Genomic DNA, 12731 nt, shown 5'->3' on the forward strand with positions numbered 1-12731 from the left:
AGTGGCTCATGTCTTCCTTCTACATCACCACCACATTTTATCCAAGATAATCAATGCCACTCAAGGAAGTTTTTAGAGGTGCCCTATACCATGGACCACAAACCAAACTGGCAAGGATTTTCTCACAGGGGGCCTTTGACTGAGGTGCGTCGATGCAATCTCAAAGATCGCGCCGATGGAAACAGAGGCGGCAAGGAGCGTAACCGAAGCCGCCGTACCCCGAGAGAAAATGCGATGACAGTTTGGGGTTCTCTTCTTTTTTTCTTTTTATCTCTTCGTATGCTCGATACGGTCATCGAATATGTTCAGAAACAGAAAAAAATGACAGCCCCGCCTTTTGGACGCATTATTTTTACTTCAGAACAGACTTAACTTATTCGTTGAAAAGGGGAGGATCGAGGAAAAAGACGATCAAGTCTTTTGCTGACCTCTTCGGGAATATTGGCATCTTCTGAAGCAAATCCTTTGAGCATAGTGCGGTGCCATCCCAAATTAAAAGCTGCTTTCGAAGTGAAAGGATGTGCTTCGGCAATCGTCGTCGCATCGGCATAGACATGGCCAAGTTCTTCTGGCGTTGTGCGACGAAACCACGCGTGAAAAAGTCTTTCCAGAAGAGAACGATCTGCAAGCTCAGGGCGATGAAGCACGACCGTTTGTTCAATATCAAATCGACCCTGTAAATCACTTCGATCAAAAAGAAGCCGAATGGGCCTTGCTGCTTGTGAAGGAGGGAGTTTGCTCACACGCGTGAGCACCTCAGGATGATGGCCTATTGGTAATTTCTCAATATTATCAAGGAGTTGTGTCATTGAAGCCACAGCGCTGGCACCAAATAAATTTCGAAGGGCATTCAAAAATCCATCTGAGGGAGGAGGAGCAATGATGGTTGAACTTTGGGCTCTTGCGCTCAGTCGCCGTGCGGCATCCAGCGCTCCTGGCAAGAGGGCTGTTTCTTGTTCTGGAGGGCGAATCGAAAGGCTAAAACCAGGTTTCTCTATCTTCGGAGCCATAATTGCTCTGACATAATGTCATTTGAAGGGAAGCATCAAGGAGAAAAGCAATTCATTTGAAAACTGAAAAATGCTGATGCCGAGGTTGAAAAAGTCCGCAGGAGGCGATTGTCGAGCGGCGTCTTCAGACACTGGCAACGAAGCCTCAATACCCAGTAGGCTGAAGCGCAGGCAAAAATCTGGCGTGTGAGGATTTTTGCCGTAGTGAGACAACGCCTCCGAGAGACTTTTTCAATAATCTGTTAGAGAAACTTTTTGCCATGCGTCGCCGTTATCGTCGTTGCAATGCCGCCGCGAATATTGAAATCGGCTTTAACTTCCATCCAACGCGGTTGCACCGCTTCTACGACATCAGACAAAATCCGATTCGTCACCGCTTCATGAAAAGCCCCTTCTTGACGATAACTCCAAAGATAGAGTTTGAAACTTTTGAGCTCGAAACAGAGTTGATCGGGAATATACTGAACCGTTATCGTTGCAAAATCGGGTTGTCCCGTACGAGGACAGAGACAGGTAAACTCGTTCGTGGTGCATTCGATCGTGTAGTTGCGTTCCGGATGAGGATTAGGAAACGTTTCGATCATCGTTCTTTCCTTTTGAGCGGTTTTTCCAAAACACGAACCGTGATTCCAGCTTCTTTCAGAAGACGAAGAGGAGTTTCGGAAATCGTATATTCTGACGTGTACACCACTTCGCGAATACCACTGTTAATAATCATTTTTGTGCATGTGAGACATGGTGAGATAAGACAGTAGAGGGTTGCTCCTTTCAGCGTCGTGCCGTGATACGCTGCTTGGACAATCGCGTTTTCTTCAGCGTGGGAACAGACGCATTCATCGAGATTGGCTCCCGATTTTCCGAGTTGATTGCACCGGGGACAACCTCCTTCGTTGCAATTGCGAATGCCGCGAGGAGTTCCGTTGTAACCGGTCGAGACAAGGCGATGATCCTTGACCACAACTGCAGCGACTTTCCGTTTGATGCAATTCGAACGAAGCGCCACGACGCGAGCAATGTTCATAAAATAGTGATCCCAATCAGGTCGGGCGCGACTTGCAGCAAGTCCTTGAATGACTTCGCGCACTTTATCTCCGAGCATTTCAAGGGTGCCGTCATTGAGAATGCCAGCATCAGCCATATCGATCGTGCGATTGAGTTGCTGAGTGGTGGCATCGCTTGATTGCGCTTCACGAGCTTCAAGTTCGAGGAAGAGATCGTAGGTGGTGGGATCTCCTTCGCGGGCACGATTTTTAAGACGTTCGAATCGAATTTTGGGATCAGCATCCACGGCAATGAGAAAAAAATCGTCGCGACGGCGGAGCACTTCAACTTCAAAGGGATTTCGAATCGAATCAACAGCTGCGCTGTTTCCTGGGGTTAGTTTTTGAAGCGTCTTTTCTGCCAAGACGCCAGCACCATATTCAGTACGGAGTTGATTCCCAATCTGAATCAAATTTTCGCGAGTGACCTGTTGCTTTCGTTTCGTCAGTTCTTCGCGAAGAATATCGGAGAGGGAATGATATTCGTAACCACTCTCTCGAAGAAGTTTTGCCACCTCTCCTTTTCCGGCCGCATTTTTTCCCGTCAGTCCAATGAGCATGTGCGTTCACCTAACAAAGAATAGAGAAAGGATCAAACCGTATCTTGACAGTTGCCTCAATTTTCTTCAAATATCTCCGTTCATGATCCACGTTGAACATCTCCAAAAATCTTTCGGGTCGGTTCAGGCTGTCAAGGATATCTCCTTTGATGTCGCAAAAGGGGAAGTGGTCGGTCTTTTAGGACCCAATGGCGCTGGAAAAACCACGACCATGCGTATTCTTACCGGTTTCCTTCGTGCTGACACAGGTCAAATCACCATTGATGGCGTGAATGTTATGGAAGAAAGCAGAAAAGTGCGTCAGCACATTGGATATTTGCCGGAAAACGCTCCAGTGTATCTCGATCTCGAAGTGACGGCGTATCTCTCCTATATTGGAACGCTTCGAGGTATTGCGAAAAGTGAACTGCAAACACGTATTCGAAAGATGGTCGAAGCTTGTGGCCTTGAAAATGTTGTGGGTCGAATTATTGGCCAGCTCTCGAAAGGTTACCGTCAGAGGGTAGGATTGGCGCAAGCCATGATCCATGAACCGAAGATTTTGATTCTCGATGAACCGACGAGTGGTCTTGATCCCAATCAAATCGGCGAAATCCGAAATGTGATTCGTACGCTTGGTCGGGAGAGAACGGTCATTCTTTCAACGCATATTTTGCAAGAAGTCGAAGCCACCTGTTCGCGTGCCATGATTATCTCTTCAGGAACATTAGTTGGCGTGGGAACGATCGAAGAGCTCATGCGACAGGGAAAAGGGAAAGTGAGTTATATTGTTACTGCGAAGGCGCCACGAGAGCGCATTCATGAAGTATTTTCCAAAGTGAAAGGAGTTGAGTTTCAAGAATGGATGACATCTGAGGATGAAAGCGCGCAGCGCTTTTCGCTTCGGGAACTTAATGGAAAAAATTGTGCTGAAGAAATTTTCCATGCAGCGGTTGAAGGTGGATTTCCGCTTGTGGAACTCACGCGTGAGAGAGCATCGCTTGAAGATGTTTTTCGGGAGCTGACAGGCGCATGAAAAAAATAGTGACCATGACGAAACGAGAATTTTTTTCTTATTTCACCTCTCCGATTGCCTATGTCTATTTGATGACCTACCTTGTGCTCGCGAATTGGTTTTTCTTCCGAGGATTTTTTTTAGTTGGACAAACAGATGTGCGAAGTTTTTTTTCCATTCAACCCTGGATCTTTCTTTTTTTCATTCCTGCAGTTTCAATGGGAAAATGGGCTGAAGAACGCAAACAAGGGACACTTGAAATTTTATTTACCCTTCCGGTGCGCGATATCGAAGTGGTGTTAGGGAAATTTTTGGGAGCTTTCGCTCTTCTTGTCACGGCTCTTTTTTTCACTTTTCCGATGGTCATGAGTGTTGCCTTTCTTGGAAATCTCGATTGGGGTCCTGTCATCGGAGGATATATTGGTCTGCTTTTTATGGCAGGAGCCTATTTGGCGATCGGTTTGACGATTTCGAGTATGACGGAAAATCAGATTATTGCTTTTATTTTGGCAGTTGTAGTCTCCTTTCTTTTCTTCATGCTCGGAAGTCCGCTTCTTTCAGGGGCACGAGGAAGTTTTGTCGCCCCGATGTTTCAATACTTCGGCATTGGTATGCACTTTGATTCGATTGCTCGCGGTGTGATTGATTCGCGAGATATTTTGTATTATCTTTCGATGATCGCATTTTTTCTTTTTCTCAATCTCAACGTCATTCAGACAAAGGCGAGAAAGTAATTATGAAACGCAGACATCATTTCATCAGTCTCCTTACTTTTTTTCTTCTTTTTCTGATCCTTAATTTTGTGGCTTCGCGTCACGCATTTCGTTTCGATATGACGGAAAATCAAGACTATACGCTTTCAGATGCGACAAAACAGCTTTTAGAAAAACTGGATGATGTCGTTACCGTGCGACTCTATTTTACTCACGATCTTCCGCCAGCCCTTCTCCCGCTTCGTCGTACGACCGATGATGTCTTGGATGAGTTTAAGCGATATGCCGGAAGAAAAATTCAAATTGAATATATCGACCCCGCTGATTCAGAACTCGATGAACAAAAAGCGGTGATGCTGGGCATTGCGCCAGTGCAACTGAATGTGATTGAAAATGATCGACGCGAAGTGGCCAAAATCTTTTTAGGACTCGCAGTTCTTTTTGGCGATAAGCAAGAAGTGATACCGGTGCTTCAACAGGTCGGCAATCTTGAATACGATCTTGCGCAAGCAATTCTCAAAGTTTCGACAGATAAACTTCCGACGCTTGGATGGTGGGGAGCTGGAGCCTTTCAGGACATGAAACAGCTTCTCTCTCGTCGTTATCAGATTCGAGAAGTGAGCAATGAACAGAAAGAGATCCTTTCTCCAAAAGAATATGATGCGCTTGTCGTTGTCTCTTCTCAGGAGCTGACCGATGATGCTCTTTTTGTCATCGATCAGTATTTGATGGCGGGTGGCCATGTCATTGCGCTTGTGGATCGATGGGGTGTGGGGCAGGGATTACAGCTTGAAAAACAAGAGACAAAACTTGTGGATCTGCTCATGCGTTACGGGGTGACCGTTGAAAACCAAATGGTGGTCGATCGATCCCATGCCACCGCCTCGTTTCAAGGGGGAGCGGTGACCTATTATCTTCCTTATGCTTTTTGGCCCATTGTTCGGAAGGAAGGCTTTGCTTCCGATATTCCTTTTGTTGCGGGACTTGAAGCCTTCACGCTTCCGTGGACCAGTGCGCTCACGCTCGCTTCTTCCCAGGATGAACGAAAAATTCAATCACTCGCTTCGACAACCGGTTATGGCGTCACGACTCCGATCGATCCACTTCCCAGTCTTTCTCCGCAAGATGCGAATCAATTGCTCACGCAATCGGGGAAAAGCGTTTCGCTGGCAGCTTTGGTAGAGGGAAAAATACCGTCAGCCTTTGGAGAAAATTTTAAAGTTCCAAAAGGACGAGAACAGGTCACCACAAGTACAGAAGCGGCAAAACTCTTAGTTGTCGGAAGCAGCCGTTTTTTGAATGACCAATTTCTGCAGATGTTTCCTGAAAACGCCGTCTTCTTTGAAAACGCCGTCGATTCTTTTGCGTGGGGGACTGAGCTCATCGGGATCCGTTCGCGAATGACACAGACACGACCGATTGCTCTTCTTTCAGATGGAGCACGTGCGTTCATTCGTCTTTTGAATATGATAATTGCTCCCGTTCTCGTTCTTCTCATTGGAGTAATGGTATATATTGTGCGTCGACGTCGTCATCATACACTCCGTTTGGCGTATCAGCGATAAGGACATTTTCTTTTATGAAGAAACGACCCTATTTTTATTTCGGGATGACTCTGGTTCTGGCTTTCGCAATTTTTATTTTCGAACGGCCCGATCTTTTTACCGGAAAAGAGGAACGACAACTCCTTGAGAAGTTTGATGCGCACAACGTCGAAAAAATTGAGTTTGAACATTTCATTGGAGGAATTCAACTGAAGCGAGAAGGAGAAGGTTGGAAAGTTGCAAAGTTTACCTCTGAACTCGAAAAACAAGTGGCGGTAAAAGAGGGGATATCTTCTTCTGTGGGTGAACCTGAATGGGTTGATGCTGATACCGCACGTGTCCACCAAGCTCTGGGAGTTTTTGGAGATCTTCCTCAAGGAATACTCGTCAGTGCGAATCCAAGTAAGCAGATGGAATATCAAGTTGGAGTGACGGGGCAGAAGTTAAAGTTCTATGATCGAGACGGAAAACTTCTTGCTTCTCTGATCATCGGAAAAAATGGACCTGATTTTGTGAGTAATTACGTTCGTTATGAAGGAAAAGATGAAGTCTATTTAGTGAACAAATCCCTTCAGGGGATTTTCTCTCCTTCTGTTGACGATTTTCGCCCAGAAAAGAGCGCTAGCTCTGCGGGCGGCAGCCCCTCAGAAACGTCGGATGCGTCGGGAACGAAGCAGTGAGATAATTCCGATGGTCATGCCGACAAGAATCATTAATCCTAAAAAGCCACTGATTGGTTCTGGATCTGTCGTGGTGGCAGCAGAAAGTGTGCAGCCGCCGCTTCCAGAGACGAGTTCACGTTGTTCTGGCAAGCCTCCCAAAATATCTTCAGCTGGTTGCGGTCCTGGAACAACGGAAGGATCGGGACAAATATTTTCTTGATCGGTATTTGAAATATTTGGGCAGTTATCACAGGCATCGCCGACTTTATCTTGATCACGATCGAGTTGATCGCGATTCGGAATGGCGGGACAGTTATCTCGTTCGTTTCGAATCGTATCGTTGTCGATATCATTTTCACACGCATCCCCAATGCCATCACCGTCGCTATCAGCTCCAGTATCGATCGTGAAAATACATTTATCACAGGCGTCGCCCAAGGTGTCGCCGTCTCGGTTTTTTTGATCGGGATTAGATTCTGAAGGACAGTTGTCGAGACTGTCGCCCTGACCGTCAAAATCTTTATCGGTACAGGCGGAAAAATCGTCAGGTCCTTGTTGAGTTGGATTTTGAACATCGGGACAGCTATCGAAAATATCGATAAGATTGTCACCGTCGCGATCATCACAGGCGTCACCTTCGTCATCTAAATCTGTATTTCTTTGTCCTCCCCCTTCAAGTTCTGCTTCGGAAAGAGTTCCGTTATCGTCGATGTCGCAGCTGATTGGATCATCGATAGTACAATCTCCATTGGGGACGTTCACACAGTTATCTTCTTCGTCAGCGACTCCATCGCAGTCAGTATCCAGACCACTGGGGGAAGATGAAGAACAACCGAGAGGCCGCGCAAAACTGGACGCTGCTGATCCGAGAACAATGATAAAAGGAATAATCCAAAGAAGCCGATTCATGCTTTTCCTCCTGTGACACGCCTATCATGAACTTCGGCCTTTTTCTCAAAAGGTTGCGTCTTTTTTTGCTTATGACGAGCGTCGTAGGAGGGCAAGAGGAATAAGAGGGAAAAAGAGCAAAAAGAGTGAAAATGTTAAAGGTTTTTGCTCAAAAACAAGGCTACATCCCCCACTTTTACTTACATTTTTCACATCTTCGGGGACATTTTGAATAGGAGTGACGTCAGCGATGACAATTTCACAGGCATCTCCAACACCATCTCCATCCGTATCGACTTGATCGGGGTTATAAAGACGGGAGCAAACATCCACTTCGTCTGAAAAACCGTCACGATCTAAATCAGGAGCGCAGGCGATTCCGTGATTTTTTCCATCTTCCTGTTCTTGGCCAGGATTCATCACATAAGGACAATTATCGCAGGCATCTCCGACTCGGTCTCCATCGCGATCAGACTGACCTGGATCGTAATTATCGGGGCAGAAATCTCTGACATCGGTGACGTTATCGCAATCACGATCATTCATGGTCGTGCCAGAAGGAAGATCGATATGACAGACCACTTTTTCCGTTTGAGCAAAGGTTACTTGAGGGAAGAGACAGAGAAAGAAGAGAGCAAAGATCCGCATACTTTTTATGCAGCGTCGATATCGTTGAGTGATGAGAAGCAAGAGTGTCATCAAAAGAAGTCCAAAAAGTGTCCCGGAAGGTTTCGAGGGATTTTTCATCAAACTGCACGAAGCTCCTTCAGCGTTGAGCGTTTTGATATGAGGACCCATCTCTTCTCCCTCTTCGTCGGAAGCTTCGGGAAGACTCAGCGGGTTGCGAATTTTATCTGATGGTTTTGGTGGAGATGCTTCTCCTGCCGGGGATTGTGGGTTTTGGACAGGTGTCGGATCTGTTGAAGCCATTTGGGCTTTTGTGACATCAAGAACCGGAGTTGCAAATTGCTGAACGGTTAATGCAATAGGAAATCCATACATCAAAAATCCTTTTTGATACGAGAGCTTATAAGTTATTTCCCCGGTCTCTGCATTGACATGTTCAGATACAAGATCACGAAGTGTCTCTTCATAGGGAAGGCCTATGACTTCACCACATGGTTCCGCGGGAGGAGTTTCTCCAGGTTGTATTTGAGGAGGAGGGAGAGCTTCACCAGGACATTCCCCTTCCTTGTTAAATTGAGGATCCGTTTCATCACAGATAACATCGCCATGATCAGAGCTCATGCATTCTTTTACGAAAGTTCTCGTGTTCATCCTTGAAAGCGGTTGAAACGTCACATAGAGATAATCGAAGTATTCCTGATCTCCACCTGTTTCGTACGTGAGTTCATATTCATCGACATCTGTCGGAAAAGGATTCCCTCCAGCCCAACTTTGGGAGGGAAGAGACAAAGCAAAAGTGAATGTTGTTATAACTAGTTGAAATATAATGTGTTTCATTCTCTTCTCTCCGCCCAAGAGGTTCCCCTTACACTGTCATTATCGTCATCAAAGAGAAAAGGTTGCGTTTTAAAAAAATGGACCTCAGGAACCTCTGAAAAAGGCCCATCGGCTTCGTTGTCTTCGTCAGCACTTCTTGCGACGTACTTTCAGTACGTCTCAGTCGGCTTCCTCAGACTGCCTCGCATCTGGACCTTTTTGAGGAGTTCCTTTATACGATTTTCAATATGAATGTTGTGATCACTGGAGCGACCGGAAAAATAGGAAAGGCGTTAGCCCCTTTTTTGAGATCCAAAGGGGCAAAACTCTTTTTGCAGGGTTCTTCGAAAAAAGAAGAATCAGAATTTGAGATTTTTTTTGTCGATTTATCGACGATAGAAGGAATTGATCAATGTATTCATTCGGCATCGCAGCATCTGGGATCGATTGATCTCTTCATTCATCTTGCCTCACGTTTTGAACAGAAACCATTTGAAGAGGTAACGGAAGAGGATTGGGACCGCGGATTTGATGTTGATTTAAAAGCAGCGTTTTTTCTTGCCCAAAAGCTTGCTCCCCACATGAAAAGAGGCGGTAGTCTCATTTTTATGAGCGACATTTATGCTAAAAAACCGTATGCGCATCGCCTTCCCTATTGTATTGCGAAAGCAGGAGTGGATGCGCTCACGAAAGCTCTGGCTCGTATTTTTAAAGATCGTCTTCGAGTGAATGCGCTCGCTCTTTCGAGAATTGATACGCCGGAGGAGATGCAAGAGGTGCTTGAAAAAATCTGGAGTTTAGCAACTGAAGAGAAAGGGAGTGGCCATCTTGTGACACTATAGTGAATTAATTTTTAGTATGTCATCCTCGCGAAGGCGGGGATCCAGAAAAGCTGATAAATACCTGGATTCCTGCTTTCGCAGGAATGACAGCGTACTCATAAAAAGTTAATTCAACATGTAATTTAAAAAGCAGACAGGCTGCTTTTTTAAAGGATTTAAATATGTACACCGTCTCAAAAACATTTTCGTTTTGTTACGGTCATCGACTTGTTGGTGATCACACCAAGTGTCGTCATCTGCATGGACACACCGCGAAAGTGACTATTTCTCTTCGTCAAGAGAAGCTCGATGAAAAGGGGATGGTGGTTCATTTTGCAAAACTGAAAGAAACCATTGGAAAATGGATTGACGATGAGATTGATCACACCATGCTGCTTTCAGAAAATGATCCCATCAAAGAGATGCTCGCCAAATCCGGAGAGCGTTTTTTGCTTCTCCCGTTTAGTCCCACTGCTGAAAACTTAGCCCGCTATATTTTTGAGAAGACCAAAGAATTCGGTTTTCCGGTGGAACAGGTCGAACTCTGGGAATCCGAAAATGCGAAGGCGATGTATAGTATTTAAGGTTTTGAATATACAGCCCATATGATTTGAGCCACTACAAGAAAAATCATAACCATTGAAAGTATTGTAGTAGTTAGACTAAATTTGTTTATAGACTTATCAAGTCTATCCAACAATTCTTCTGTCCTTTTAGTTGATAAGTTATTGGTGGAAACCGTTCCCATACTTATACCTTTGAATAAGTAATACTGACCACTTCTTCTCCTTTTTCTTTCACAATATTTACATCCGCAAAAAGATTTGGGGATTCTTTCCTCATGATCTTCGCAATTTCTACAGCGAGTTCTCGGATTTCAGCATCCGCATGAATGGATCCTCGTAATTCTATAATATGTCGTAAGGCGCGTGCATTTGCGGTGAAGAAGAGTTTTGTTTCGCAGGCATTGGGAAGGACAGAGCGCGCAGTTTGTCTCACCATCTTCCGACGATCGGTTCCGGAAAGTTCCGGATGCTTCTCTGCAACGACCTTTTCGAGTGAATTCGCAAGTTCAAGATACGATTGATGCGATGCTTCAATTGCTTTGATCCATTGTTCATGAAGTGTAGGATTGTCGCGAATAAGAGGAGGCATGCAATAACGCGCATCAGATTCATCAACATAACGTTGTGAAAGTTGAGAAATTCCAACACCGGCACGATGTCGAATTAACTCATGAGTTAACGATCGTGAAATACCCGTGAAAAGAAAATTCCAAACAGCGTGTTCGAGGACCGAGCCATGTTTACTCTCGATAATGCGATCGAGATATTCTTTGTTCGTCTTGCGACCTTTGCCATAGGACATGTAGCAGACACGCCCTGCAGCTTCGGCGAGTTTCTCGGCAGCGACAGGTGTATCAGTTGTAAAGTCACAAGATTCATCCTGAAGAAAGCGTGCAAACGCCTCTTCATTGAGCGTCTGTTTTCCCACCAGATAAACTTTTGGTTTCGTAACGATGCGATTCGTTTCCATATTACGAACAACCCATTGAATTACCGCAATTCGTGCATTTATAACAGGCCCCGCTTCGAACCGTTGTATGTCCACAGCCATCACAGAAAGGGGCATCTCCCATCATGCTTTGAAGTTGTTGGTTTGCGCCACTCACCACAGTTCGTTTTGCTTGAGCAATATTGACGACCACCCCAGAATTCGTGGTGGTGGTTTGCAGATTTGAAACAACAGATCCCACCGCATCAGTTTTCTTCGCGACAACCGATTGGGGAAGTTCTTTTTTCCGAAGTTCTTCTTCTGCTTCTTTTTCTTTTAAGGTGCGATTCGCTTCTGCTTTTCGTTCCAGCTCTTGAAGCGAGGTGCTCACTGCCTCTTCATTGCTCTCTGGTTTCACTTGGACAAAATCGGTGCGTCCTAAATATTCCATTCCCAAAACACGGAAGATGAAATCAACGACGGATGTTGCCATTTTGATGTTGGGATGATCCACCGTTCCTTGAGGTTCAAAGCGAGTAAAGGTGAAACAGTCGACATATTCTTCAAGTGGCACTCCATATTGAAGCCCAAGAGAAATCGCGATCGCAAAACAGTTCATGACACTTCGATACGCCGCTCCCTCTTTGTGCATATCGACAAAAAGTTCGCCGAGGGTTCCATCTTCGTATTCACCTGTCCGAAGATAAACTTTATGCCCCCCAATGCGCGCTTCTTGGGTAAACCCTTTTCGTTTTTTAGGGAGGCGACGGCGTTTGAGGATCGGCTGCGCTGAGAGAGCTGCTTGCTCATAAGCCGCAGATGCCATAGCCTGTGTCTCTTCTTTCTTTTCCGATTTATTCTCTGAACTTGAGGAGAGAGGTTGAGAGAGTTTTGAACCATCTCGGTAGAGTGCAACGGCTTTGAGTCCTGCCTTCCACGATTCAACATAGAGTTTTTCAATCTCTTCTGCAGTTGTTTCGTGAGGAACATTAATTGTTTTCGAAATAGCGCCGGAGAGAAACGGTTGTGCGGCTGCCATCATTTTGATGTGTGCCATCGGAAGAATAAAACGTTTTCCCTGCTTTCCACATTTGTTCGCGCAATCAAAAACAGGAAGATGCTCTTCGCGAAGATGTGGCGCTCCTTCGATCGTCATGTGTCCACAGATCTGAAGATTTGCTTCTTCGATCTCTTTTTCGGTGAAGCCGATAGTTTTCAGAAAATTGAACCCCGGTTTCGTATACTGCTCTTCCGTCAGTCCAAAACGCGCCATAGTCTCTGCGCCAAGCGTGTGATGATTGAAGGCAAAGGGGAGCTCAAAAGTTCCGGGAAGGATTTGTTCAATCTTTTCAAGGTTGGTTTGGGTAAAACCTTTTGCTTTCAGCACATCACTATTGATGTGAGAAGTATTCTGTAATGAAGAGGTTCCTTCGATGTGTTGAATGATGCCAGCGATCTCCTCTTTGGTATATCCCAAATGTTTTAGTGCGAGCGGCACAGAACGATTGACGATTTTAAAATAACCACCACCAGCGAGCTTTTTAAATTTCACAAGCGCAAAG

General features: G+C 45.4%; 13 protein-coding genes and 1 pseudogene (1 of these 14 running past the window's edge). 7 read left to right on the forward strand and 7 right to left on the reverse strand.

Features of this window, described 5'->3' with window-relative positions; all coding sequences use genetic code 11:
* Positions 1-90: 90 nt before the first annotated feature.
* On the forward strand, positions 91-372 hold the full coding sequence (locus A3C46_00475; GenBank protein ID OGQ22064.1) for a hypothetical protein: 282 nt from the start codon (positions 91-93) through the stop codon (positions 370-372).
* Here the strand turns inward: A3C46_00475 and A3C46_00480 are convergent.
* The 3 genes from A3C46_00480 to A3C46_00490 form a co-directional block, all read right to left on the reverse strand.
* Positions 369-1010, reverse strand: a complete 642-nt coding sequence (locus A3C46_00480) for a hypothetical protein (protein OGQ22065.1) — start codon at positions 1008-1010, stop codon at positions 369-371. The genes A3C46_00475 and A3C46_00480 overlap by 4 nt on opposite strands.
* A gap of 242 nt (positions 1011-1252) precedes the next feature.
* Positions 1253-1594, reverse strand: a complete 342-nt coding sequence (locus A3C46_00485) for an NADPH-dependent 7-cyano-7-deazaguanine reductase QueF (GenBank protein ID OGQ22066.1) — start codon at positions 1592-1594, stop codon at positions 1253-1255.
* Positions 1591-2109 carry a cytidine deaminase gene (locus A3C46_00490; protein OGQ22080.1) on the reverse strand — a complete coding sequence of 173 codons (519 nt, stop codon included), beginning with the start codon at positions 2107-2109 and terminating at the stop codon, positions 1591-1593. The genes A3C46_00485 and A3C46_00490 overlap by 4 nt, the downstream gene beginning before the upstream one ends.
* A gap of 583 nt (positions 2110-2692) precedes the next feature.
* On the opposite strand from A3C46_00490, the gene A3C46_00495 reads away from it, so the two are divergent.
* From A3C46_00495 to A3C46_00510, 4 genes are read left to right on the forward strand one after another with little or no spacing between them, the layout of a single operon-like run.
* On the forward strand, positions 2693-3625 hold the full coding sequence (locus A3C46_00495; GenBank protein ID OGQ22081.1) for a hypothetical protein: 933 nt from the start codon (positions 2693-2695) through the stop codon (positions 3623-3625).
* A complete protein-coding gene (locus A3C46_00500; protein ID OGQ22067.1) occupies positions 3622-4338 on the forward strand; it encodes an ABC transporter in 717 nt (238 codons plus the stop codon). Before A3C46_00495 ends, A3C46_00500 begins: the two co-directional genes overlap by 4 nt.
* A gap of 2 nt (positions 4339-4340) precedes the next feature.
* Positions 4341-5882 carry a hypothetical protein gene (locus A3C46_00505; GenBank protein ID OGQ22068.1) on the forward strand — a complete coding sequence of 514 codons (1542 nt, stop codon included), beginning with the start codon at positions 4341-4343 and terminating at the stop codon, positions 5880-5882.
* A 14-nt stretch (positions 5883-5896) separates the two neighbouring features.
* On the forward strand, positions 5897-6541 hold the full coding sequence (locus A3C46_00510) for a hypothetical protein (protein ID OGQ22069.1): 645 nt from the start codon (positions 5897-5899) through the stop codon (positions 6539-6541).
* Here A3C46_00510 and A3C46_00515 read toward each other — a convergent pair.
* Together A3C46_00515 and A3C46_00520 are read right to left on the reverse strand one after the other, a co-directional pair.
* Complete coding sequence (locus tag A3C46_00515) at positions 6506-7432, reverse strand: hypothetical protein (GenBank protein OGQ22070.1); 927 nt, start codon at positions 7430-7432, stop codon at positions 6506-6508. The two genes, A3C46_00510 and A3C46_00515, sit on opposite strands and share 36 nt — an antisense overlap.
* Positions 7433-7501: 69 nt before the next feature.
* The gene (locus tag A3C46_00520; GenBank protein ID OGQ22071.1) at positions 7502-8875 is read right to left on the reverse strand and encodes a hypothetical protein; all 1374 of its coding nucleotides are present in this window, start codon (positions 8873-8875) and stop codon (positions 7502-7504) included.
* A gap of 227 nt (positions 8876-9102) precedes the next feature.
* Between A3C46_00520 and A3C46_00525 the strand changes: the two genes are divergently transcribed.
* Positions 9103-9696: a hypothetical protein gene (locus tag A3C46_00525; protein OGQ22072.1), complete on the forward strand. Its 594-nt coding sequence runs from the start codon at positions 9103-9105 to the stop codon at positions 9694-9696.
* A gap of 161 nt (positions 9697-9857) precedes the next feature.
* Entirely contained in the window at positions 9858-10259 is a 402-nt protein-coding gene (locus A3C46_00530) for a 6-pyruvoyl tetrahydrobiopterin synthase (GenBank protein ID OGQ22073.1), read from the forward strand.
* Positions 10260-10425: 166 nt separating this feature from the next.
* Here A3C46_00530 and A3C46_00535 read toward each other — a convergent pair whose 3' ends face one another.
* Both A3C46_00535 and A3C46_00540 read right to left on the reverse strand, forming a co-directional pair.
* Positions 10426-11211: a thymidylate synthase, flavin-dependent gene (locus A3C46_00535; protein OGQ22074.1), complete on the reverse strand. Its 786-nt coding sequence runs from the start codon at positions 11209-11211 to the stop codon at positions 10426-10428.
* Position 11212: 1 nt separating this feature from the next.
* Positions 11213-12731 (reverse strand): annotated as a pseudogene (locus tag A3C46_00540) (hypothetical protein) (it continues 2876 nt past the right edge of the window).

The organism is Deltaproteobacteria bacterium RIFCSPHIGHO2_02_FULL_44_16 (assembly GCA_001798185.1).
In the GTDB taxonomy this organism is placed as follows: Bacteria; UBA10199; UBA10199; order 2-02-FULL-44-16; family 2-02-FULL-44-16; genus 2-02-FULL-44-16.